This is a genomic window from Plantibacter auratus, from assembly GCF_050587365.1.
Lineage (GTDB): Bacteria > Actinomycetota > Actinomycetes > Actinomycetales > Microbacteriaceae > Plantibacter > Plantibacter auratus.
Genome location: NZ_JBOBFV010000004.1, coordinates 235218 through 257998, shown reverse-complemented (window position 1 = coordinate 257998; position 22781 = coordinate 235218). Strand labels below are relative to the sequence as shown.

General features: G+C 69.7%; 24 protein-coding genes. 13 read left to right on the top strand and 11 right to left on the bottom strand.

Annotated features, from left to right (window positions below; all coding sequences use genetic code 11):
• The first annotated feature begins 10 nt into the window (after positions 1-10).
• Positions 11-1267: an NAD(P)/FAD-dependent oxidoreductase gene (locus tag ACQ3HE_RS16375; protein WP_430893482.1), complete on the top strand. Its 1257-nt coding sequence runs from the start codon at positions 11-13 to the stop codon at positions 1265-1267.
• Positions 1268-1311: 44 nt separating this feature from the next.
• Here the strand turns inward: ACQ3HE_RS16375 and ACQ3HE_RS16370 are convergent, their stop codons facing one another.
• The 3 genes from ACQ3HE_RS16370 to ACQ3HE_RS16360 all read right to left on the bottom strand — a co-directional run bounded on the left by ACQ3HE_RS16370 (position 1312) and on the right by ACQ3HE_RS16360 (position 3228).
• Complete coding sequence (locus ACQ3HE_RS16370; protein WP_430893481.1) at positions 1312-2235, bottom strand: SMP-30/gluconolactonase/LRE family protein; 924 nt, start codon at positions 2233-2235, stop codon at positions 1312-1314.
• A gap of 29 nt (positions 2236-2264) precedes the next feature.
• The gene (locus ACQ3HE_RS16365; RefSeq protein WP_191941981.1) at positions 2265-2696 is read right to left on the bottom strand and encodes a hypothetical protein; all 432 of its coding nucleotides are present in this window, start codon (positions 2694-2696) and stop codon (positions 2265-2267) included.
• A 91-nt stretch (positions 2697-2787) separates the two neighbouring features.
• Positions 2788-3228 (bottom strand): GNAT family N-acetyltransferase, encoded by a 441-nt coding sequence (locus ACQ3HE_RS16360; protein ID WP_430893480.1) that lies wholly within the window; start codon positions 3226-3228, stop codon positions 2788-2790.
• 158 nt (positions 3229-3386) lie between these two features.
• Here ACQ3HE_RS16360 and ACQ3HE_RS16355 point away from each other — a divergent pair, with 158 nt between their 5' ends.
• The 5 genes from ACQ3HE_RS16355 (at position 3387) to ACQ3HE_RS16335 (ending at position 9090) form a co-directional block, all read left to right on the top strand.
• Positions 3387-4328: an aldo/keto reductase gene (locus ACQ3HE_RS16355; protein ID WP_430893479.1), complete on the top strand. Its 942-nt coding sequence runs from the start codon at positions 3387-3389 to the stop codon at positions 4326-4328.
• A 271-nt stretch (positions 4329-4599) separates the two neighbouring features.
• The gene (locus ACQ3HE_RS16350; protein ID WP_430893478.1) at positions 4600-6312 is read left to right on the top strand and encodes a circularly permuted type 2 ATP-grasp protein; all 1713 of its coding nucleotides are present in this window, start codon (positions 4600-4602) and stop codon (positions 6310-6312) included.
• A complete protein-coding gene (locus ACQ3HE_RS16345) occupies positions 6306-7235 on the top strand; it encodes an alpha-E domain-containing protein (protein ID WP_064295753.1) in 930 nt (309 codons plus the stop codon). Before ACQ3HE_RS16350 ends, ACQ3HE_RS16345 begins: the two co-directional genes overlap by 7 nt.
• A complete protein-coding gene (locus ACQ3HE_RS16340) occupies positions 7232-8077 on the top strand; it encodes a transglutaminase family protein (protein WP_079706431.1) in 846 nt (281 codons plus the stop codon). The genes ACQ3HE_RS16345 and ACQ3HE_RS16340 overlap by 4 nt, the downstream gene beginning before the upstream one ends.
• 200 nt (positions 8078-8277) lie before the next feature.
• Positions 8278-9090, top strand: coding sequence for a CPBP family intramembrane glutamic endopeptidase (locus ACQ3HE_RS16335; protein WP_430893477.1), 813 nt, complete (start codon positions 8278-8280; stop codon positions 9088-9090).
• A 199-nt stretch (positions 9091-9289) separates the two neighbouring features.
• Here the strand turns inward: ACQ3HE_RS16335 and ACQ3HE_RS16330 are convergent, their stop codons facing one another.
• A complete protein-coding gene (locus ACQ3HE_RS16330; protein ID WP_430893476.1) occupies positions 9290-9583 on the bottom strand; it encodes a DUF4287 domain-containing protein in 294 nt (97 codons plus the stop codon).
• 127 nt (positions 9584-9710) lie between these two features.
• Here ACQ3HE_RS16330 and ACQ3HE_RS16325 point away from each other — a divergent pair, with 127 nt between their 5' ends.
• The gene (locus ACQ3HE_RS16325; RefSeq protein WP_064295756.1) at positions 9711-10091 is read left to right on the top strand and encodes a DUF3054 domain-containing protein; all 381 of its coding nucleotides are present in this window, start codon (positions 9711-9713) and stop codon (positions 10089-10091) included.
• A 28-nt stretch (positions 10092-10119) separates the two neighbouring features.
• Positions 10120-11049 carry a methyltransferase family protein gene (locus tag ACQ3HE_RS16320; RefSeq protein ID WP_430893475.1) on the top strand — a complete coding sequence of 310 codons (930 nt, stop codon included), beginning with the start codon at positions 10120-10122 and terminating at the stop codon, positions 11047-11049.
• 115 nt (positions 11050-11164) lie between these two features.
• Here the strand turns inward: ACQ3HE_RS16320 and ACQ3HE_RS16315 are convergent, their stop codons facing one another.
• From ACQ3HE_RS16315 to ACQ3HE_RS16305, 3 genes are all read right to left on the bottom strand, one after another.
• A complete protein-coding gene (locus ACQ3HE_RS16315; protein ID WP_430893474.1) occupies positions 11165-12592 on the bottom strand; it encodes an MFS transporter in 1428 nt (475 codons plus the stop codon).
• 5 nt (positions 12593-12597) lie between these two features.
• Entirely contained in the window at positions 12598-13050 is a 453-nt protein-coding gene (locus ACQ3HE_RS16310) for a MarR family winged helix-turn-helix transcriptional regulator (protein ID WP_229939713.1), read from the bottom strand.
• Positions 13051-13164: 114 nt separating this feature from the next.
• The gene (locus ACQ3HE_RS16305; RefSeq protein ID WP_064295772.1) at positions 13165-14223 is read right to left on the bottom strand and encodes a magnesium and cobalt transport protein CorA; all 1059 of its coding nucleotides are present in this window, start codon (positions 14221-14223) and stop codon (positions 13165-13167) included.
• Positions 14224-14532: 309 nt separating this feature from the next.
• Between ACQ3HE_RS16305 and ACQ3HE_RS16300 the strand changes: the two genes are divergently transcribed.
• The 4 genes from ACQ3HE_RS16300 to ACQ3HE_RS16285 all read left to right on the top strand — a co-directional run bounded on the left by ACQ3HE_RS16300 (position 14533) and on the right by ACQ3HE_RS16285 (position 18772).
• On the top strand, positions 14533-15417 hold the full coding sequence (locus ACQ3HE_RS16300; protein ID WP_191941973.1) for an alpha/beta hydrolase: 885 nt from the start codon (positions 14533-14535) through the stop codon (positions 15415-15417).
• A gap of 192 nt (positions 15418-15609) precedes the next feature.
• Positions 15610-17028, top strand: coding sequence for an NAD(P)/FAD-dependent oxidoreductase (locus tag ACQ3HE_RS16295; RefSeq protein ID WP_430893473.1), 1419 nt, complete (start codon positions 15610-15612; stop codon positions 17026-17028).
• A 57-nt stretch (positions 17029-17085) separates the two neighbouring features.
• Complete coding sequence (gene lplAB / locus ACQ3HE_RS16290) at positions 17086-18135, top strand: lipoate-protein ligase LplAB (protein WP_079706437.1); 1050 nt, start codon at positions 17086-17088, stop codon at positions 18133-18135.
• A 91-nt stretch (positions 18136-18226) separates the two neighbouring features.
• A complete protein-coding gene (locus tag ACQ3HE_RS16285) occupies positions 18227-18772 on the top strand; it encodes a HEAT repeat domain-containing protein (RefSeq protein WP_079706438.1) in 546 nt (181 codons plus the stop codon).
• Positions 18773-18844: 72 nt separating this feature from the next.
• Here ACQ3HE_RS16285 and ACQ3HE_RS16280 read toward each other — a convergent pair whose 3' ends face one another.
• The 3 genes from ACQ3HE_RS16280 to ACQ3HE_RS16270 are packed head-to-tail and all read right to left on the bottom strand — an operon-like array spanning position 18845 to position 20659.
• The gene (locus ACQ3HE_RS16280) at positions 18845-19345 is read right to left on the bottom strand and encodes a hypothetical protein (protein WP_079706439.1); all 501 of its coding nucleotides are present in this window, start codon (positions 19343-19345) and stop codon (positions 18845-18847) included.
• Positions 19346-19384: 39 nt separating this feature from the next.
• Positions 19385-20305, bottom strand: coding sequence for a polyphosphate kinase 2 (gene ppk2, locus ACQ3HE_RS16275; protein WP_085513630.1), 921 nt, complete (start codon positions 20303-20305; stop codon positions 19385-19387).
• 60 nt (positions 20306-20365) lie between these two features.
• Positions 20366-20659, bottom strand: a complete 294-nt coding sequence (locus ACQ3HE_RS16270; protein ID WP_430893472.1) for a GNAT family N-acetyltransferase — start codon at positions 20657-20659, stop codon at positions 20366-20368.
• Positions 20660-20729: 70 nt separating this feature from the next.
• On the opposite strand from ACQ3HE_RS16270, the gene ACQ3HE_RS16265 reads away from it, so the two are divergent.
• Complete coding sequence (locus ACQ3HE_RS16265) at positions 20730-21596, top strand: DNA-methyltransferase (protein ID WP_079706442.1); 867 nt, start codon at positions 20730-20732, stop codon at positions 21594-21596.
• A 78-nt stretch (positions 21597-21674) separates the two neighbouring features.
• On the opposite strand, the gene ACQ3HE_RS16260 is transcribed toward ACQ3HE_RS16265, so the two are convergent.
• Positions 21675-22688 carry a LacI family DNA-binding transcriptional regulator gene (locus tag ACQ3HE_RS16260; protein WP_430893471.1) on the bottom strand — a complete coding sequence of 338 codons (1014 nt, stop codon included), beginning with the start codon at positions 22686-22688 and terminating at the stop codon, positions 21675-21677.
• Positions 22689-22781: the final 93 nt, after the last annotated feature.

Genomic DNA, 22781 nt, shown 5'->3' with positions numbered 1-22781 from the left:
CGCCGCCACCGTGACCGATCCCAGGACGGCACCGCTCCATCACGAGGTGGTCGTCATCGGTGGCGGCAACGCCGGTCTCTCCGTCGCCGGGAGGCTCCGGCGATACGGCGTCGATGACGTCGCGGTCATCGAACCGCGGGAGCACCACCGGTACCAGCCGATGTTCTCGCACGTCGCGGGCGGGACCGCGTCCGCGTCGGTCGCCACGAGGCCACAGCACGCCGTGACGCCGAAGGGCGTGACCTGGATCCAGGACCGGGTCCAGTCCATCGACCCGGTCGCGAAGACGGTGACGCTCGAATCCGGCACCGCCGTCGAGTACGACCAGCTCATCGTCGCTCCGGGCATCCAGCAGGACTGGGACGCCGTGCCCGGTCTGACGGAGGCGATGGCGTCGCCGGTCGGGATCTCCAACTACACCTTCGAGTACGCGCAGAAGGCCTCGCGCGTGCTCCGGTCGGTCCGCTCCGGCACCGTCGTGTTCACGCAGCCCGCCGGCCCCGCGAGTTGCTCGGGTGCCGCGCAGAAGCCGATGTACCTCGCGTGCGACTACTGGCGGCAGACGGGCGTCCTCGACGACATCCGTGTGGTGCTGGTCGTGCCCACACCCACGATGTTCGGCATGCCGATGATCGACGCCGAACTCGACCGCAAGGTCGCCGAGTACGGCATCGACGTGCGGTTCTCGCGCGAGCTCGTCGCGGTGGATCCGGAGCGGAGCGTGGTGACCATCGCGCAGACCGACCCGCAGGACGGCCCGGATCGCGGGCAGGACGGCGTGACGGGCGGACTCCGGGAGGAGATCCCCTACGACGTCCTCCACGCCGTGCCGCCGCAGTCCGCACCGGACTGGCTCGCGGCCACGGCGCTCGCCGACCCCGGCAACCCGGGTGGGTTCGTCGAGGTCGACTCACTGACCCTGCGGCATCCGCGGTTCCCCGACGTCTGGGCGCTCGGAGACGCCGCCGCGGTGATGAGTTCGAAGTCCGGCGGTGCCCTCCGGCAACAGACGAAGACCCTCGCGAAGAACCTCGTCGCCGTGCGGTCCGGCCAGGAGCCGGGCACGGTCTACAACGGCTACTCGGTGTGCCCGTTCACGGTCTCCCGCGGGACGGTGGTGTTCGCCGAGTTCGACGACCGCTACCGCCCGAAGCCCTCGATCCCGTTCTGGAACGGACTCGCGAAGGAGCGTCGGTTCACGTTCATCGCCGACCGCTACGTCCTGCCCTGGGTGTACTGGAACCTCATCCTGCAGGGGCGGGCGTGAGCTCCAGCTCGCGAACTGTCACCAACCGCTCGTCCAGCGCCCCGTCACTGTGCTGGAGTGACAGTTCGCGGGCTTTGGCGGGTGGCGGTTCGGATGCGGTAGAGAGATGTGCTGGCCGTGATGTAGAGGGTGCGGCCATCGGGGTCGCCGAAGCAGACGTTCGCGGTGCGCTCCGGGACCGGGATGCGCAGGATGGTCGCGCCGGACGGGTCGAACACCTCGACGCCGTCACCCGCCGACGACCACACGTTGCCGTCGACGTCGATCCGGAAGCCGTCGGACGCGGGAACCGCGGTGCTCGCGAAGGTGCGACCGGGGGTGTCGCCGGCGACGACCGAGACGCCGTCTGCTGCGACGTCGTAGGCCGCGATCCGGCGGACGGCGGTGGCGGTGTCGGACACGTACAGGATCGACTCGTCGGGTGAGAACGCGAGCCCGTTCGGGTGCACCATCGCCGTGATGACCGGCTCGATCGCCCCGGTGTCCAATTCGAGTCGGAAGACGTAGCACCCGCCGTACTCCTGCTCGCCGGGGTGGCCTTCCTCTCCGCTGGCGTCGATGCCGTAGGGCGGGTCGGTGAACCAGATCGAGCCGTCGGAGTGCACGACGACGTCGTTCGGGGAGTTGAAGCGGCCGCCGGCCCAGTGGTCGACGAGCGTGCTCGGGCCGTCGGGCCCCTCGATCTCGACCGCGCGGCGCCCGTGACTGCACTGCACGACCCGGCCCTCGCGGTCGATCGTGCGGCCGTTCGTGTACTCGGCGCCGTCGCGGAACACGGCCGTCTCGCCGGTCGCGGTGTCGAACTCGAGGATGCGGTCGTTCGGGATGTCGCTCCAGCGCACGCGGCCGGTCTCCGCGATCCACGCCGGCCCCTCGCTCCAGATCGCGCCGGTGTACAGGTGCTCGAGGACAGCGCCCTCGGCGAGCAACGGGGATGAGGCGGGCATGGTGACATCGGCGTCGGTCATGACGCCCAGCCTATTCGGCAGGTGCCGGTCTACGCCTGGTCGATGGGGGAGGAGCCGAGGTTGCGGGCGCTCGGTCGGGTGACGGGCGGCTCGACGATCGACTCCAGGAAGGCCCACGCGTCCATGCGCCAGCGGTCACCGGCGACGTCGATCGCCTCGATCCGGAACGGTGGCGTGAGGATCGCGTCCCAGTCGATCGAGTCGAGGACGCGTCGCGGGATCATCTCGTCGACGTACGGTGCCTCACGCTCCGGATCCGGTGCGACCTCGGGGGCGTCGTCGTCGACGAGGACCTCGAGCCGGTCGATCATCGCGTCGTCGAACGCCTGCATGCGGGTCACGAGCGTCTGGAGTTCGTCGGGTTCGAGACCGGCGACGAGTTCGAGGAGATACGCGCGCCCCGGATACGCTTCCGCGGGCACGTCGACGATGTTGTACCGGCCGTCGTCGGAGATCCACATACGTCAACGCTAGCCCGTCGCGGCTGGAGGCCTGCGGTGAGGTGCGTCGATTCGTCGTTCGAGTCGCCGTGGGACGGCGATTCGCCGCATCTCAGGCGGTCGGCACCTGGCTCGGGTGGACGGGCAGCTGCGCGGCTGGACGGACGAGCGCCGTCGGGCCGGGATCGGTAAACCCGAACTGCTCGTAGAGGCCGTGCGCGTCGCTCGTGAAGAGTGTCCACCGGAAGTGCGCGCCGGGACCGTCGTCGATCATGGCCTGCACGATCCGCTTACCGAGACCGTGGCCCCGGTGTGCTTCGTGGACGATGACGTCAGCGAGGTAACCGAAGCCGAGTCCGTCGGACACCGCCCGAGCGAAGCCGACCTGTGCGCCGGTCTCCTCCTCGTACACGCCGATCACGCGCCAGGCGTCGTCGATCTGCGCCTCGACGTCGACTCGGCTGCGCCACTTGGCCCAGTAGACCTCACGGAGCAGGGCCCACACGGCGTCCCGGTCGATGCGGTCCTTCGAGTCGTCGATGCGGTAGCCCATCGGCCCACTGTAGGACGGGCTGCGCCGGGCCGTGGAGAGCCAGTCCGGCCTCGGCGGCCCGCTCGTCATCGGGCGACACGACGGAATAGTCGAGCCGTCTGCGGGCTTAGCGTGAGGAGAAGTACCAGCGATGCACCGAACCTCTGGAGGATCATCAGATGACTCACGCCCGCACCACCCTCGGAACGTCCGACCTGTCCGTCTTCCCGCTGAACCTCGGCGGCAACGTGTTCGGTTGGACCGCCGACCGGCAGACCTCGTTCGACATCCTCGACGCCTACGTCGCGGGCGGTGGTAACTTCATCGACACCGCCGACGGCTACTCCGCGTGGGTGCCCGGCAACACCGGCGGTGACTCCGAGCGACTCATCGGCGAGTGGCAGGAACAGCGCGGGAACCGCGACGACATCGTCATCGCGACCAAGGTCAGCCAGCACCCCGACTTCCAGGGGCTCGCGGCCGACAACATCCTGAAGGCCGCCGACGCCTCACTCGAGCGCCTCCGCACCGACCACATCGACCTCTACTACGCGCACTTCGACGACGAGTCCGTGCCGCTGGAGGAGACCGTGACCGCGCTGTCGTCGCTCGTCGACGCCGGCAAGGTCCGCTACCTCGGGATCTCCAACTACTCCGCCGCGCGCATCGCCGAATGGTTCGAGATCGTCGAGGCGAAGGGTCTCCACCGCCCGATCGCCCTCCAGCCGCACTACAACCTCGTCGAACGCGACTTCGAGGGGGAGCTGCGCACGATCGCCGAGCGCGAGCAGCTCGCCGTGCTGCCGTACTTCTCGCTCGCCAAGGGCTTCCTGACGGGCAAGTACCGCGAGGGGTCGAGCATCGACAGCGTCCGCGCCGAGGGAGCCCAGGCCTACCTGGCCGACCACGCCGCGCTCCTGCCGGTCCTCGACGAGGTCGCCGCCGCCCACGGCGTCTCGGTCGCGACGGTCTCGCTCGCGTGGCTCCGCTCGCAGCCGACGGTCGCCGCTCCCATCGCGAGTGCCCGCACGGTCGAGCAGCTGCCCGACCTCCTCGCCTCCGCGACGCTCGAGCTCTCCGCAGACGAGCTGGCCGCCCTCACCGCCGCCTCGGTCGCGTAGGGCTCGCTTCACCCCGCCGGTCCCTGAGCGACCTCCGCCGGTCCCTGAGTGACCTCCTTCGGCCCCTGAGTGACCTCCTTCGGTCCCTGAGCGACCTCCTTCGGTCCCTGAGCTTGTCGAAGGGCGCACCTCGACAAGCTCGGTGGCCGGTGGGGTGGCCCGGTGACCGGTGGGGTGGCTCGGTGGCCGGTGGGGTGGCTCGGTGGCCGGTGGGGCGTCCTCTCCGCGCTCCGAAACACCCCGGCAACATGTGTCCCGGTAGAGTCGGCCCATGGGTGACCTGTTCAACGGCTATGGCGGCACGCTCGCCCCGCGCAAGACTCCGGGCGGTGTTCCCGCGTTCGACGAGATGTTCGGCGAGGCGGCGGAACACGCAGGTGGTGCGACCGCCAGGCGGGCGTATCAGGAGATCTACAGCTCCCTCGCAAGGATGACCCAGGAGGAGCTCCGAGGCCGCACCGACGCCCTCGCCAGCTCCTACCTCGCGCAGGGCGTGACCTTCGACTTCGCCGGCGAGGAGCGTCCGTTCCCGCTCGACGCGGTCCCGCGGGTGATCGAGCAGCAGGAGTGGACGCAGGTCGAGGCCGGCATCAAGCAGCGCGTCAAGGCGCTCGAGGCCTTCCTCGCCGACGTCTACGGCCCGCAGCTCGCCGTACGCGACGGCGTCATCCCCGCGAAGCTCATCTCCTCGTCGTCGCACTTCCACCGGCAGGCCTACGGGATCCAGGCGGCGAACGGCGTCCGCATTCAGGTCTCGGGTATCGACCTCATCCGCGACGAGCACGGTCAGATGCGCGTCCTCGAGGACAACGTCCGGGTGCCGTCGGGCGTCAGCTACGTCATCTCCAACCGTCGCGTGATGGCGCAGACGCTCCCCGAGCTGTTCGTCTCGATGCGCGTCCGTCCGGTCGGCGACTACCCCAACAAGCTCCTGCAGGCGCTGCGTGCGTCGGCCCCGCCCGGCGTCGAGGACCCGAACGTCGTCGTCCTCACCCCCGGCGTGTACAACTCCGCGTACTTCGAGCACACGCTGCTCGCGCGGCTCATGGGCGTCGAGCTCGTCGAGGGCCGCGACCTCTTCTGCTCCGGCGGCAAGGTCTTCATGCGCACGACCGCCGGGCCCACGCGCGTCGACGTCATCTACCGCCGTGTCGACGACGAGTTCCTCGACCCGTTGTCGTTCCGCGCCGACTCCATGCTCGGTTCGCCCGGGCTCATGCTCGCCGCGCGCCTCGGCAACGTGACCATCGCGAACGCGGTCGGGAACGGTGTCGCCGACGACAAGCTCGTCTACACGTACCTGCCCGACCTCATCAAGTACTACCTCGCCGAGGACGCGATCCTCCCGAACGTCGACACCTGGCGTCTCGAGGACCCGCTCGCCCTCGAGGAAGTGCTCGACCGCCTGGACGAGCTCGTCATCAAGCCCGTCGACGGCTCCGGCGGCAAGGGCCTCGTCGTGGGTCCGGACGCGTCGAAGGAGGAGCTCGCGACCCTCAAGACGAAGCTGCAGGAGGACCCGCGCGGCTGGATCGCGCAGCCGGTCGTCATGCTCTCCACCATCCCGACGCTCGTCGAGGACGGCATGCGTCCCCGCCACGCCGACCTGCGTCCGTTCGCGGTGAACGACGGCAACGACGTCTGGGTGCTGCCAGGCGGCCTGACGCGCGTCGCCCTGCCGGAGGGGCAGCTGGTCGTGAACTCCAGCCAGGGCGGCGGCTCGAAGGACACCTGGGTCGTCGGACGTCCGTTCGATCCCAACGCGGCGCCCGAGGCGTCCTCGCACGACATCCAGGGTCTCGTCGCCGAGCAGGCCACGACCGAGACGACGTCGATCCCGATCATCTACGACCACGGCACGACCCCCGAGCACTCGCCCCAGGACCGTCCGGCCGGCAACCAGGACCAGCAGGAGCAGCAGCAGCAGCAGACGCTCGCCGAGCCCGCTGCCGACGGGTCGACGCAGGAGGACGCATCATGCTGAGCCGCATCGCCGAGAGCCTCTTCTGGATCGGCCGCTACATCGAACGCAGTGACGGTACCGCGCGCATCCTCGACGTCCACCTGCAGCTGCTGCTCGAGGACCCGTGGATCGACGAGGACACCGCCTGCCGGTCGCTGCTGTCCGTCATGGGCAGCGACGCGCCTGCCGACCAGGAGCTCACCCGCCAAGACGTCCTCGCGCAGCTCGCCGTCGACCGCACGCACCCGGCGTCGATCGCCTACTCGCTCGGCGCCGCCCGCGAGAACGCCCGACGTGCCCGCGAGATCGTGTCGACCGAGCTCTGGGAGTGCCTCAACACGACCCGTGCCCGGATGCCGCGTCGCGTCGCGAGCGACAAGGTGCACGAGTTCTTCGGGTGGGTGCGCGAGCGTTCGGCCCTCGCCGTCGGCATCGTCGACTCCGCCACGAGTCGTGACGACGCCTGGCGCTTCTTCACCCTCGGTCGCAGCCTCGAACGCGCCGACATGACGGCCAGACTCCTGGCGACGCGGTCGCTCACCGAGGCGAGCGGTCCGTCCTGGACGACGATCCTCCGCTCCTGCGGCGCCTACGAGGCCTACCTGCGCACGTACCGCGGCATGCCGAGCGCGAAGAACGCGGCCGAGTTCCTCCTGCTCGACCAGCTCTTCCCCCGGTCGGTCATGTTCTCCATCAGCCGGGCCGAGGAGTGCATGCGCGACCTCGAACCGCGCCGAGGCCGCGTCGGGACGGTTGATTCCGCCCAGCGCCTGCTCGGTCAGATCCGCAGCGACCTCGAGTACCGGCCCATCCAGGACACGCTCGTCGACCTCCCCGGTCGGATGGACGCCGTGCAGAACGTCACCAGCCAGGTGTCGGAGGCGATCCGCGAACGCTACTTCCCCACTCATGCGGTGCCCGCATGGATCGGAGAGAACTCATGACCCGGCTCCACATCAAGCACAGCACGGGCTTCTCCTACGGCGGCAAGGTCAACGCCTCGTACAACGAGGCGCGCATGCTGCCGGTGACGACCGAGGACCAGTACGTCCTGTACTCGCACATCGACATCCAGCCGGGGGCGTCGCAGTCGACGTACACCGACTACTGGGGCATGAAGGTCTCGGCGTTCGAGGTGCTGACGCCGCACGAGGAGCTCTCGCTCACGGCGACGAGCCTCGTCGAGGTCCGGCCGCGCAAGCACGAGCCGCACCCGACCGGCTGGGAGCAGCTCGACATCGCGACCCAGGCCGCCGTGACGCGGGTGGAGCACCTGGAACAGACCCGCCGCACGACCCCGCCGGACGATCTCGTCGAGCTCGCCCGGACCATCGCCGACCGCTACGAGAGCCCGTGCGAGGCCGCGATGGCCATCAGCCGGGAGATCGGCGAGCAGATGGACTACGTGCAGGGCGTCACGAGTGTGTACTCGACCGCTGCCGAGGCGTGGGCGAACCGCAAGGGCGTCTGTCAGGACATCACGCACATCGTCCTCGGGGCGCTGCGTTCGGTCGGGATCCCGGCCCGCTACGTGTCGGGGTACCTGCATCCGAAGCCGCACGCGGCGATCGGCGAGACGGTGACGGGCGAGTCGCACGCGTGGGTCGAGTGGTTCTGCGGTGACTGGCGTGGGTTCGACCCGACCAACATGGTCGACGTGGGCGAGCGTCACGTCCTCATCGGGCGGGGTCGTGACTACGGTGACGTCTCCCCACTCCGTGGTGTGTACGCGGGCCCCTACCGCTCGAAGCTCTTCGTGAAGGTCGAGATCACCCGAGAGGCCTGACCGATGGGCCGTGCTGCCAGCGCGGTGCGCTGACGTGAGCGCGGGTCATGCGCGTGAGCGCGGGTCTCCGGAGGGGCGCGCTCACGCGCCGGCTACGCGATCGCGCCCGTTCAGGTGCTCTCGCGTCAGCGCACCGCGCCGACGCCTACAAGCCCGCGCTCGCGTCGGCGCCCCGCGCCGGCACCCGTAGGATCGACGGCATGCAGACCGAGATGATCGTCCCGGCCCGCCGCCCGATGAAGCTGATCCCCGCGGTGCTGCTCGCCGCGTCGGCGTTCTGTCTGTTCGGCCTGATGCAGCCGCTCGCCGGCTACCCGCTGCTCGTCGCCGCGCTCGCGACCGCGATCCTCATCGACCGAGCCCTCGCACAGGACCTGTTCCTCATCGCCATCGGGATCGGCATCGTGTCGACCACGTCGGTGGAGGCCGACGTCTCCTGGCCCAGCTTCTTCCGGATCGGCACCGTGCTGCTGCTGGCGGTCGGTGTCCCGTTCCTCATCGACCGCTTGGTGTACCGGCGGAAGGCGATCACGTTCCCCTGGCGGAGTCGCGAGAAGAAGACGAAGGGCGAGATCGCGTACCTGTTCGCCGTCCCGCTCCTCGGTTGGGCGATCCTGCCGTTCTACTTCATCCGATCCGGCGCCTACGAGAACTGGCCGGTGATCAGCGACGCCGGGGAACTCGGCCGGTTCTTCGTCGGCGTCAACGCGGTCGGCACGTGGGATGAACTGTTCTTCATCTGCACCTGCTTCGCCCTGCTGCGACGGCACTTCCCGGTCTGGCAGGCCAACCTGCTGCAGGCCGTGATCTTCGTCTCGTTCCTGTGGGAACTCGGTTACCGCTCGTGGGGTCCGCTCCTGACGTTCCCGTTCGCGCTCCTCCAGGGGTACCTGTTCTCGAAGACGCGGTCGCTCGGATACATCCTCGCGGTGCACCTCCTGTTCGACGCGATCGTCTTCCTCGCGATCGTGCACGCGCACCATCGCGACTGGATCCCGATCTTCTGGTACTGAGCGGCGCGTCCGCCCGCCAGCGCACCGCGCTGACGTGAAGGTCGGTGTCCCGGGCCCAGTGCGGTGCGCTGACGCGAACGGCGGTGTTCAGCCTTCAGCGCGGGTCTGGCAGGTGACCGCGGGTCTCCAGAGGGGCGCGCTCACGCCACAGACCCGCGCTCACGCGAGCGCACCGCGCTGGCAGCAACCCGGACGGGGATCAGGTGGCGGCGGGCTTCGTCGCCGCTCCGTCGAGCCAGAGTTCGGTCGACTCGTCGCGGTGCACCCCGTCGGTGCCGACGTGCTTCTCGCTGATCGTCGGTCCGTTCTTGATGACGTGGACGAGCGCCATCCCATGACCCCGGCCGAGCTCGTAGTCCGTCTTCAGCCACTCGAGGATCTCACCGGCCTTCGTCGACGCGTCGAAGCCGCGGTCGTGCGCCTCGTCGACGAGCTCGCGCGGGGTCTTACCGGTCTTCGCCTCGGCGGCATCGAGATAGGCCTGGAACGACATGACGGCTCCTTCGTCGATCGAGTGTCAGCGCCATCGTAGCCAGCGACGGCACCGAGCGACAGACCCCGCAGCGCGCCATGCGGCCTCCCTCCAGGGTGGGCGGCGGCGACGCCAATAGGGTGAGGGGATGGACCGCCCCAGCAGGACCCCCGCCGGATTCGCCGCGACCGTCGGCATCGACCTCCTCGCCGTCATCGTGTTCGTCCTCATCGGCCGCGCTAGCCACGGCGAAGGCATCCTCGGACTCCTCGTGACGCTGTGGCCGTTCGCCGTCGGGCTCCTCGTCGGACACGTCCTCGCGCTCGTCCTCGGTCAGCGCGAGACCCGCTCCGTCCGCTGGGCCGGCGTCGTGGTCTGGGTGTCGACCGTCGTCGTCGGGATGGTGCTGCGCGCGGTCTCCGGCCAGGGCGTCCAACTCAGCTTCGTCATCGTGACCGTCCTCGTCCTCGCCGCACTCCTCCTGGGGTGGCGTTTCGTCGCGTGGCTCATCGCCCGCCGACGCCGATGACGCCGCCGATACCGACACCGACGATCACATGAGCGCCGAGCGCTGGGGGCGCTGGTACTTCGCCGTGCAGGCCCTCGCCGGTGCGGCATGGTGGGTGTCGGTGTTCCTCGTCCCGCCCGTCCGTGCGGCGACGCTCGGCAGCCTCGACCCCGTCGTCATGGCCGTGCTCGACGTCCCACTCTTCGTCGTCGCCTCGGCGCTCGCCGCATGCGCCATCCGATGTGCGGCGATCCTCGCGACCGGATGGACGCTGCTGGTCACCGTGTCACTGGGGATCTTCGCGGCTGTGACCCAGGAGGCGGGGATCGGCGCCCTGCTGATGGTCGGCGCCGCGGTCGGCTCGGTCACGGCACTCGCGCTCGTCCTCACCGGCGGGATCCCGAGAGCATGGATCGCCATCGGGCCGTTCGCGTTCCGCCCAGCCGATGCGTCGGCGTCGACCGGTTCACAACTCGCGAGGACCGCCGTCGAGATCGTCGCGTTCTGGGGCGTCTTCCTCGCGGTGATCCCCGCCGTCCTGCGCTTCTTCGAGCTGCGATGGCGGGTCGCGGTCGCCCTGCCGCCGGGTGCGGAGCAGTTCGCCGTCATCGCCGGCATCGTCGTCTTGGTGCTCGGGAGCGTCGTCGGGCTCTGGTCCGCAGCCGCCATGGCGACGACCGGGGGTGGGACGCCGCTGCCCGCCGCGATGCCGAACCGACTCGTCATCGCCGGGCCGTATCGCTTCGTCCGCAATCCGATGGCCGTCGGCAGCATCGTCCAAGGTGTCGGCGTCGGACTCCTGCTGTCGTCCTGGATCGTGGTCGTGTACGCGGTCTTCGGTGCCGTCGTCTGGAACGTCCTGGTCCGGCCGGTCGAAGAGGCCGACCTCGAGGCGCGCTTCGGCGAGCCGTACCGCCGCTACCGCGAGGACCTGCGGTGCTGGGTCCCGAGCCTCCGTCCGGTGGCGGCTCGTTCGTAACTCCTGCCGCCTGCGACGACCGGCCGCGTCACCCGCTGCCCCGCCCGCCCGCGAGCCCCGGCGGTCGCAGGATGCAGGAGTTGTGAACGCCGAGCGGGTCGGAGCGGAGGACCGTCTAGCGGCGGGAGCCGGTGAGGGTCGTCGACTCGTCGACCGGCGACGACTCGGGACGCGACTCGGGACGCGACTCCGGACGCGGCTCGGGCGCCTTCGCGCGCGACTTCGGCTTCGGCAGCGGGATCGGCGAGGTGAGCGCGATCTGCTCCGAGAAGTCCTCCGGCGTGACCGGGGAGACGACGCCGTCGTGGGTGAACTGCAGGCGCCAGCGGGAGTCGGGCGCGACGCGCAGGCGGAGGTGATGACGGAACACCCCGTAGGCCAGGCCGGTGGCGCAGGCGGCGAAGCCGGCGAGTGCGCCCAGGCCGAGCGCCCAGCGCGGCCCGAAGGTGTTCGCAACCCACCCGACGATGGGCGCGCCGATCGGGGTGCCACCCATGAGGATCGCCATGTACAGCGCCATCACCCGGCCACGGACGGCGGCCTCGGTAGTCGTCTGCACGAGTCCGTTCGCGGTCGTCAGGAGCGTCACCGTCGAGAAGCCGACGAGGATCAGCACGGCGGCGAACGACCAGTAGCTCGGCATGAACGCGGCCGTGAGGGCAGCGACCCCGAAGAGCCCGGCCGCGCCGACGATCATCCGCATCTGGGCCTTCGCCCGCCGCGCCGCGAGGAGCGCCCCGGTCAGGGAACCGATCGCGAGCACCGACGAGAGGATGCCGTACTCGCCAGCTCCCTTGCCGAACTCGACGGCCATGGTCGAGGCGAAGATCGGGAAGTTCATGCCGAACGCGCCCATGATGAACACGATCACGAAGACGACCATGAGGTCCGGCCGGCCGCGGACGTAGCGGAAGCCCTCGACGAACTGTCCTCGAGCCCGCGGTGGGCGCGGCGCGCGGCGGAGCTTGCCGGTGCGCAGGGCCAACAGGGCGCCGATGACGCCGAGGAAGGTGAAGGCGTTCACGACGAACACCCACCCGGAGCCGATCGCGACGATGAGGAGACCGGCGATGGCGGGGCCGACCATGCGCGCCGCGTTGAAGGACGCCGAGTTGAGCGCGACGGCGTTCGACATGTTGTGCTCGTCGACGAGCTCGGAGACGAAGGTCTGGCGGGCCGGGCCGTCGACGGCGTTGATGATGCCGAGGGCCAGCGCGAAGAGGTACATGTGCCACAGCTCGGCGTGACCGAAGATGAGCAGGGCGCCGAGCGCTGCGGCCAGGAGCATGAGGCTCGACTGGGTGAGGATGAGGATCTTCCGCTTGTCGAAGCGGTCGGCGATGAGACCGGTGATCGGCACGAGGACGAGCTGCGGCCCGAACTGCAGGGCCATGGTGGCGCCGACGGCCACGGCGTCGTTGTCGGTGAGGTCGGTCAGCACGACCCAGTTCTGGGTGGTGGCCTGCATCCAGGCGCCGACGTTCGACACAAGGGCGCCGATGAACCAGATGCGGTAGTTGACGCTGGACAGGGAACGGAACATTGCACTCACTGGGTGGCGAGTCTCCTCATGATCTCGGCTGCGCGGGCGAGGGTGTCGCGTTCGTCCGGGGTGAGCGCGCGCAGCTGCTGGGTGATCCACGCGTCGCGTTTCCGGACGGTCTCGGTGACGGTGGTATGGCCCGCTTCGGTGAGGGCGATGGTGACCTTCCGGCGGTCGGCCGCGTCGGTTTCTCGGGTGACGTACCCGGCCTCTTCGAGGCAGTTGACGGTGCGATTCATGGATGGCGCGGACACGCGGTCGCGTTCGGCCAGTGCCCGCAGGGTTGCGGAGCCCTCTTTGTAGAGCCCTCCGAGGACGGAGAACTGCGGATCGCTGAGGTCGTCGACCGACTTCTCCCCGCGCAGTCGTCTCGCGAGCCGGAAGGTGCCCATCCGGAGTTCGGACGCCTGCTCGGCGATCGTCAGTGCCCTGGTCTTCGTCGCTGCTCCGCTTGCCACGATTCATTAGCCTAGCAAATTAGCCACCCTAAGTAAACCCGCGAACGGTCACCAATCGACAGTGCACGGGGTGCAGGACTGACCGTTGGTGACAGTTCGCGGGCTGGGGTGCGGTCAGAGCCAGCGGCGCGCTCGGAAGATCGCGTAGAGAGTGCCGGAGAGGACGAGCATCGCTCCGATCGCGACCGGGTAGCCGAACTGCCAGTGGAGCTCCGGCATGTCGTCGAAGTTCATGCCGTAGACGGTGCCGATGAGTGTCGGGGCGAAGAGGATCGCCGCCCAGGAGGAGATCCGCTTGATCTCCTCGTTCTGCGCCAGCGCCGTCTCGCTCATCCGACGCGACTCCTCGTTCTGCGCGAGGCTCGCCTCCGAGAGGCGTCGCATCTCCTCGTTCTGCTGCTGCGTCATGAGCGTCGCGTGCACCGTCAGCGCGTTCCGGAGCAGGTGACGGAAGGAGTCGACGCGCTCCGCGATCCGGAGGGTGTGGTCGAGGACGTCGCGGAAGCCGTTGCGCAGCTCCTCGTCGAGACCGTACTTGTCGGCGCCTTGCAGCAGGCCGTGGAGCATGGCCCGCAGGGGCGTGGTCGCGCGCTGGAACGCGATGACCTGGCGCAGCAGCTCGTAGATGCGACGCGAGACGTCCGCAGCGTCGCCGAAGAGCTCGTCCTCGATCTCGTCGATGTCGTTCTCGAGCCCCGCGACGACGGGACCGTAGCCGTCGACGACCTGATCGAGCACCGCGTGCAGGACGGCGTCGGGACCGAGTGCGAGGATGTCGGGCCGGGCTTCGAGTCGCCGCCGGACCTGGCCGAGGTCGGGCTTCTCCGCGTGGCGGACCGTGACGACGAATCCGGGTCCGACGAACAGGTGTACCTCACCGAACTCGACCCGCTCCTCCTCGTCCAGGTACCGGGCGGGACGCAGGACGACGAACAGCGTGTCGCCGTAACGTTCGAGCTTCGCCCGCTGATGGCCCTTCAGGGCGTCCTCGACGGCGAGCGGATGCAGGTCGAACTCCTGAGCGACGGAGCGGATCTCCGACGGTTCCGGGCGGTACAGGCCGATCCAGGCCATGCCGCGCTGTTCGTTGAGGAGCTCGTACGTCGCGTCGAGCGATCGCGGGCTCGCCGAGCGCCGTCCGGTCACGTAGATGCCGTTGTCGATGAGTGCCATGAGGTCTCCGTCCATCGATCGACGGGAACGTGCGGCAGCCGCGCGGGTGCAGGCGATCGCGGTGGATCGCACCCGGGGAGGTGTGAGTGAGGGCGCCTCGGCACCGGCGGCGGCAGCGCCTACCGGGTGAGGGAGGCGAGGCGGTTCGTCGATGCGATGGCGCGGATACTGTCACCAGCCATGGCCGCTCACCTCGCTTCCGTCGAAACCTGCCGGCCCGCCGTTCGGGCCTCGTTCACCGTACGCCTGCCCTCCGGGAACTGCAAACGGACTCGCCACGCCGCCGGGCCGAGGGCCTACGCTGGCGGGATGAGCGAGCAGACCCCGCCACCCGTCGACGACGCGAACCGCCCCGTCGAGCCGCGACCGTATGCGACCGAGACGATCGTCGACGACGACGGCGTCACGGTCTACGTCTACCTGTGGGAGGTGCCGAATCCGCGGGCCGTCGTGCACATCGCCCACGGTGCGGGGGAGCACGCCCTCCGCTACGGGCGCCTCGCGGCACGACTCAACGATGCCGGGTACACGGTCGCGGCCGACGACCACCGTGGCCACGGTCGCACGGGGCTCGAGCACCTCGGCCTCGGCAAGCTCGGCCCGCGGACCACCCGGGGCGCGATCGACTCCGTCGCCGCCGTCGGCCGGTACCTGCGGACCCGCTTCCCCGAGTCGCGGCTCGCCCTGCTCGGGCACAGCTGGGGCTCGCTCATGGCGCAGAAGGTCGTCGCCGAACACGACCTCTACGAGCTCCTCATCCTCTCGGGCACCTCGCTCGCGATGCCCGGCGTCATCAACGCCGGTGACCTCAACAAGCGCTGGCGGAAGACCGGGAAGACCGGTCTCGAGTGGCTCAACCGCGACCCGGCCGCCTGGGCCGCATTCGCCGCCGACGAGCGCAACTTCGACATCGGCGTCACCCCGGTGTGGAACCCGATCCAGGCGTTCGCCTTCCTCGGTCGCCCGCCGAAGCGCCTGCCGCGCGCGGTTCCGGTGCTCATCCTCGGTGGGTCCGACGACTCGCTCGGTGGCGTCCGTGGCCTGACCCTCCTCCGCGACGCGTACGTGAAGCGGTCGAAGCTGACGGATGTGACGCTCATCATCTACCCCGAGGCTCGGCACGAGATCTTCAACGAGCTGAACCGCGAGGACGTCGAGCGCGACGTCGTGGAGTGGCTCGACAAGCGAACCTGAGCCGCCCCGGCACGGCAGCGCCCGCCCCGGTCCGTGAGCGCCCGCCCCGGTCCGTGAGCGCCCGCTCCGGTCCGTGAGCGCCCGCTCCGGTCCCTGAGCCTGTCGAAGGGCAGCGAACGCCACCACCCGGTGACAAGCTCAGAGGCCGCGGGGTACAGTCGCGGCACCCACACTCGACGCAGAGGAGACCCGGTGACCTCGGACGGACCCACCTACAGCCACCGCAGACGGAACTCGGCGGAGCGCATCGCGCGGTCGCTCGCGGGAGCGAGCACGGTCCCGTACTGGCTCGACAGCCCTGATCGGCCGTCGCCGGAGCCTCGACTCGTCGGCCAGGTCACGGCGGATCTCCTGGTCGTCGGTGGCGGCTATTCCGGACTCTGGACGGCGCTCATCGCCAAGGAGGCCGACCCCTCGCGTGACGTCGAGCTCATCGAGGGCAAGGAGGTCGGCTGGGCGGCGAGTGGCCGGAACGGCGGCTTCTTCGAGGAGAGCCTCACCCACGGCGTCGTCAACGGCGAGCGCCACTTCGCCGACGAACTGCCGGAGCTCGATCGCCTGGCGGACGAGAACTTCGACGAGTTCGTCGCCACGCTCGACCGCCTCGGGATCGACGCCGAGTTCGAGCACACGGGTGTGCTCACCGTCGCGACCGAGCCGCACCAGGTGGACGCGCTGCGCGAGGTGTCGGGGGACGGTGTGTTCCTCGATCGCGAGGCTGTCCAGGCACTCGTGCATTCGCCGGTGTACCTGGCTGGTCAGCGCGAGTGGAAGAGCACCGCGCTCGTCCACCCGGCGAAGCTCGCCTGGGGTCTGAAGCGCGCGTGCATCGAGCTCGGCGTGCGGGTCTTCGAGCACACCCCGGCGACCCAGCTGCGGCGCTCGGGCGACGGCGTCGCGGTGACCACGAAGCAGGGCGGGGTACAGGCTCGGCAGGTCGCGCTCGCCACCAACGGCTTCCCGTCGCTCCTCAAGCGCACGGAGCTCCTGACGATCCCCGTGTACGACTACGTGCTCATGACCGAGCCGCTCTCCCCGGAGCAGCTCGAGAGCATCGGGTGGACCGACCGCTTCGGCATCGCCGACTCGAGTCGTGAGTTCCACTACTCCCGCCGGTCAGCCGACGACCGCATCCTCTACGGCGGCTTCGACGCGGTCTACCACCGGGGTGGCAGGATCCGACCGGAGCACGATCAGCGCCGCGAGACGTTCGAGACCCTCGCCGACCACTTCTTCACGACCTACCCGCAACTCGACGTCCGGTTCACCCACGCGTGGGGCGGCATGATCGACATGTGTTCGCGGCTGTCGGCGTTCCAGGGCACGGCACTCGGCGGGCGCGTCGCCTACAGCGCCGGGTTCACCGGACTCGGGGTGGGCGCGACGCGCTTCGGGGCGAAGGTCATGCTCGATCTCCTGAGTGGTGAGTCGACCGAGTTGACCCGCCTGAAGATGGTGCGGTCCAAGCCGATCCCCATCCCGCCGGAGCCCATCGCGAACCCCGCGATCCAGACCGTCCGCCGCGCGGTCGCCCGTTCCGACGCGAACGAGGGCCGCGACGGCCTGCTCCTGAAGGTCATGGACCGCTTCGGCATCGGCTTCGACTCCTGACCTGGTTCGACGCCCCTTCCGGGGAATCCGGACGCCGTCCAGGAATAGGCTGGGGGCATGCATGGTGAGTACAAGGTCCCGGGTGGCAAGCTCGTCGTCGTCGATCTCGAGGTGGTCGACGACCGCATCGCGGACTTCCGCCTCGCTGGTGACTTCTTCCTCGAACCCGACGACGCGCTCGCGCTGATCGACCGCGCGGTCACGGGCCTGCCGGCCACGACCGATGCCGCTGGTCTCGCCGCCGCCATCCGTGGCGCCCTGCCGGAGGACGCCGTGCTCCTCGGGTTCACGCCCGAGGCGGTCGCGACGGCCATTCGCCGCTCCCTCGCGAAGGCGACGGGCTGGGGCGACTACGACTGGCAGCTCATCCATGAGGGCTCGGTGTCGCCGCAACTCCACCTCGCGCTCGACGAGGTGCTGACGAACGAGGTCGGCGAGGGCCGCCGCGGTCCGACGCTCCGCATCTGGGAGTGGGACCAGTCGGCGGTCGTCATCGGCAGCTTCCAGTCGCTCAAGAACGAGGTCGACCTCGACAACGCGAAGGCGAACGGCTTCGAGGTCGTCCGCCGCGTCTCCGGCGGCGGCGCGATGATGATGCAGCGCGGTGGCATCATCACCTACTCGCTCTACGTCCCGGCCGAGCTCGTGAACGGCATGACGTTCGCCGACTCCTACGCCTACCTCGACGACTGGGTGCTCGTCGCCCTCCGTTCGCTCGGCATCGAGGCGACGTACCAGCCGCTCAACGACATCACGAGCCCGTCGGGCAAGATCGGCGGTGCCGCGCAGAAGCGGCTCGGGAACGGCGCCGTGCTGCACCACGTCACGATGAGCTACGACATGGACGGCGAGCTCATGACCCAGGTGCTCCGCATCGGGCGCGAGAAGCTCAGCGACAAGGGCACCACCTCGGCCGCCAAACGCGTCGACCCGCTCCGCAGCCAGACCGGGCTCTCGCGGGCCGAGATCATCGATCGCATGAAGGACACCTTCGTCGAGATCACCGGCGCGACCCCTGGCCACGTCACGGATGCCGAGCGCGCCGCCGCCGAGCAGCTCGTCACCGACAAGTTCGCCACCGACGCCTGGCTCACCCGCGTCCCGTAACCTGCCGCAGCCCGCGAACTGTCACCAGTGGCGGGTGTGGGCCTGCATCACCCACCGTTGGTGACAGCTCGCGGGCTAGGGTGGGGGGACGATGACAGCGCAGAACGAGACACCCGACCCGTCGACCCCCGCCACGCAGGCGTCCCTCGAGCAACGGCTCGCCGACGCGGTGGCCGCCGAGAGCGAGACCCGGGTCGTCGAGCGCTGCGTGTCCCTCCTCGCCGGTCGCTATGAGGGTGAGGACTTCCTCCGCGTCGTCGGCGGACACCACGCCGAGGGCATCCTCGGCGGAGCACCCGCGCTGTACTGGCCCGAGCTGTGGGGCACCCGCGCCCTGCTGCACGTGTGGGACGACTCGGCGACCGCGCCCGTCGTCGGAGCACTCGGCAACCAGGCGTGGCGCGTCCGCGAGATGGCCGCGCGCGTCTGCGCCGAACGTCGCATCGGCGACGTCGCCGCGATCGCACCACTGCTGAGCGACGACCACGCCCGCGTGCGCGCAGCCGGAGCCCGGGCGCTCGCCGTCGTCGGTGGTGAGGACGCCAAGCCGCTCCTCGAGGCGCTCCTCCGCGACCCCGACCGCGAAGTCCGTCGCGCCGCGCAGCAGTCCGCGAAAGCGCTCGCCGCCCGCCGCTGAGCTCGCGAGGGGGCCCGAACGGTGGGGCCCGGACGCTCGATACCGGCCATTCGGGACCCGTCGCGGGCCGGACTAGTGGGTGCCGGCCTCGAGCAGGATGATCACGATCCCGAACAGGGCCGTCGCGACACCGCCGAGGAGACACCACCACCAGCGTGACCCGCGCACCACGAACGCCGCGCACCCGAGCACGAAGAGCATCAGCGTGGACACCTGCAACGCCAGGATCACGGCGTGCTCATGGCTGAGCACGCCGGCGACGCCGAACACGAGCGGGATCGTCGGAAGGACGGCGGACAGGAGCATCCCGGACGACTCCTGGAACCCGTGCCTGATCGACGCGCCGAGCGTCACCAACGCCTCGTGACGGTCGTCACCGTGGTGTGCGAGGGCGGCCGAGTAGACGTGCGCGAGCCAGAACACGATGAGGGTCAGCGCACTGGTGATGAGCACCTGCTCGACGTCGTCCTCCTCGTACACGCTCGACGCGCCGACGAGGCCGGCGTAGACGACGGTGCCGTAGATCGCGCTCGACGAGGTGAGGCGTCGCAACGGTGACGGTTTCGGCTGCATGATCCAGAGGATAGCGGGCGCTGCGGCCCGGCGTCCGGTTCAGTCGCCGACGTTGCGCTCGCCGCGTTCGTAGACCGAGGCCGCTGGCCCGACGATGTTGGTGTCGGGCGTGCCGACGACCTCGTGGTCCTTGTTGTCGTAGTCGAAGCGGTGCAGCACATGCCGCATCGCCTCGACCCTGGCGCGCTTCTTGTCGTTGCTCTTGACGATCGTCCACGGGGCGTCGGCCGTGTCCGTCGCCTCGAGCATCGCCTCCTTCGCGCGGGTGTAGTCGCCCCACTTGTCGAGTGAGGCGAGGTCCATCGGGGAGAGCTTCCACTGCCGGACCGGGTCGACCTGGCGGATCGCGAATCGCGTGCGCTGCTCGTCGGCGGAGACGGAGAACCAGAACTTCACGAGGTCGACGCCGTCGCCGACGAGCATCTGCTCGAACAGCGGGGCCTGGCGCATGAACTCGTCGTACTGCGCCGGGGTGCAGAACCCCATCACGCGTTCGACGCCCGCGCGGTTGTACCAGGACCGGTCGAACAGCACGATCTCGCCGGCGGCCGGCAGGTGTTGGACGTAGCGCTGGAAGTACCACTGCGTGGACTCGCGGGTGGTGGGCTTCTCCAGCGCGACGACGCGGGCGCCGCGCGGGTTGAGGTGCTCCGTGAAGCGCTTGATCGTGCCGCCCTTGCCGGCCGCGTCGCGTCCCTCGAACACGACGACCAGCCGACGGTCGTTCGCCTTGATCCAGTTCTGCAGCTTCAGCAGCTCGATCTGGAGCAGTCGCTTGTCGCTCTCGTACTGCTCTCGCGACATGCGCTCGGCGTACGGGTAGCCCTCGCGCCACGTGTCGATGTGGCTGCCGGCGGCGTCGAGCAGGATGGGGTCGTCGTCGTCGACATCGACCACCTGGTAGCCGTCGACCTGGTCGAGTGCGGGCGGCGGGGCGTAGTGCGAGACGAGCTGCTGCATGGTCGGGACGCTAGTCCCCGCGCGTAACCGTCAGGTGGCCGGTGGGTGACGCGCTGGTGGCTAGCCGGCTGAGCGGGTGAGGAGGTCCTGACGCTCGGGGTGCGCGTCGAACCACTCGCCCACGTACCAGCACATCGGGACGATCCGACGGTCGCTGTGCCGCTCGACGTCGTCGACCGCGTAGGCGACGAGTTCGCCCGCGTACCCCTTGCCGCGGAAGGGCGGCGTGGTGAAGGTGCGGGGGAACGAGATCGAGTCGCCCGAGATCCGGTAGTCGACGACGCTCACCAGCTGGCCGTCGACGTGCATGGTGTAGCGCTGGGCATCGGTCTCGTTGGCGAACTCCGTGGTCATACGCGGTACAACGCGCGGGGCCGATCGTTCCTTCCCGGGTGTGCGGGCTGCTGGCTGCCAGAATAGGCACATGTCCCTCGCCGCAGCAGCCGATGAAGTGCCGCTGCGATGGACCCCGGACGGCCCCGACCTCGTCCTCGAGGGCGACAACCTCGACGTCGTGGCGCAGCTGCCCGACGAGTCGTTCACGCTCATCTATCTCGACCCGCCGTTCAACACCGGCCGCGTGCAGCGTCGTCACTCCTCGACCTCGGTGCGGACGGCCGAGACGGGGGTGAACCGTTTCGCCGGATTCAAGGGGCAGGCGTACGAGCGCATCCGCGGCGACCTCCGACGCTTCGACGACGCCTTCGACGACTACTGGGGCTTCCTGGAGCCGCGCCTCGTCGAGGCCTGGCGGGTCCTGGCCGCCGACGGCACCCTCTACCTCCACCTCGACTACCGCGAGGCGCACTACGCGAAGGTGCTCCTCGACGCCCTCTTCGGCCGGGAGTGCTTCCTCAATGAGATCATCTGGGCCTACGACTACGGCGCGAAGGCGCAGAGCCGCTGGCCGACGAAGCACGACACGATCCTCGTCTACGTGAAGGACCCGAAGGGGTACCACTTCGACAACGCGACCGTCGACCGCGAGCCCTACATGGCGCCCGGGCTCGTCACCGCGGAGAAGGCGGCGCGCGGCAAGCTACCCACCGACGTCTGGTGGCACACGATCGTGTCGCCGACCGGTCGCGAGAAGACCGGCTACCCGACGCAGAAGCCGGAGGGCATCCTGCGTCGCATCGTGCAGGCGTCCTCCCGCGAGGGCGACTGGGTGCTCGACTTCTTCGCCGGCAGCGGCACGACGGGGGCGGTCGCGAAGGCGCTCGGCCGTCGTTACGTCCTCGTCGACGAGAACCCGCAGGCGCTCGAGATCATCCGCGCCCGCCTCTCCTAGCCCGCGAACTGTCAGTTCAGCACAGTCGCTACGCCCGGGACTGTCGTCTGGTGACAGTTCGCGGGCTGGCGGGGAGGGTCAGACGGAGGCGCGCGGGACGAGGCGGGTCGGCATCATCGTGACGCGCTCGACCGGCTCGCCGGCGAGGCGACGGACCAGCACCCTCGCCATCTCGGCGCCGAGGTCGACGGGCGACTGCGCGATCGTCGTGAGCGGCGGTGCGGCGGTCTCGCCGTAGCGGTCGTCGTCGTAGCCCACGACGGCGATGTCGCCGGGGATCGTCAGGCCGGCCTCGCGGATGACGGAGTACGCGCCGGCGGCCATCTGGTCGTTCGCGGCGAAGAGCCCGTCGATGGGTACGCCGCGGGCGAGGAGACGCCGCATCGCGGCAGCGCCGTCGGCCGGGGAGAAGTCGCCCACCTCGACGAGGTCGTGTGGAAGACTCGCGAGCTCGAGCTCCGCACGCCACCCCGCGAGTCGGTCGACCCCACCCGGCATGTCCTGACGGCCCGCGATCGTCGCGATCCGCGTCCGGCCGGCCTCGATGAGGTGGCGGGCCGCGGTCCTCGCGCCCTCGACGTTGTCGACGTCGACGTACGTGCTGTCGACGACGTCGGCACCCATGGGGCGACCGCCGAACACGATCGGGAGCTCCCGGCCGAGTCGGGTGTACGAGTGGTCGCCACTGTGGTGCGACACGACGAGCGCGCCGTCGACGTTGCCGCCGAGCAGGTAGCGACGGGTCTTCTCGGAGTTCGCCTCACTCGCGATGAGGAGGTTGAGCGTGTAGTCGGTCTCCGCCAGTTCGAGCGCGACGCCCTGCACGACCGACGCGAAGAACGGGTCCGAGAACACCCGGGCGGTCGACTCCGGGACGACGAGCGCGATGACCTGGGTCCGGCGGGAGGCCAGGGACCGGGCGGCGCGGTTCGGGACGTAGTCGAGTGCGGCGATGGCCTCGTTCACGACGGCGACGACCTCGGCCGTGACCTTCGGTGAGCCGTTCACGACCCGCGACACGGTCGCGCGGGAGACGCCCGCGCGGGCCGCGACCATCTCGAGCGTGGGGGCTCCTTGACCGGACTGCATCATCGTCCCCTTCCGAGCGGGTGAGCGTGTCGAGTGCAGTGTATCGCCGGGCGTCTGGACATCCGTGGCCGGTGCCGCTCCTCAGGAGGTGACCGG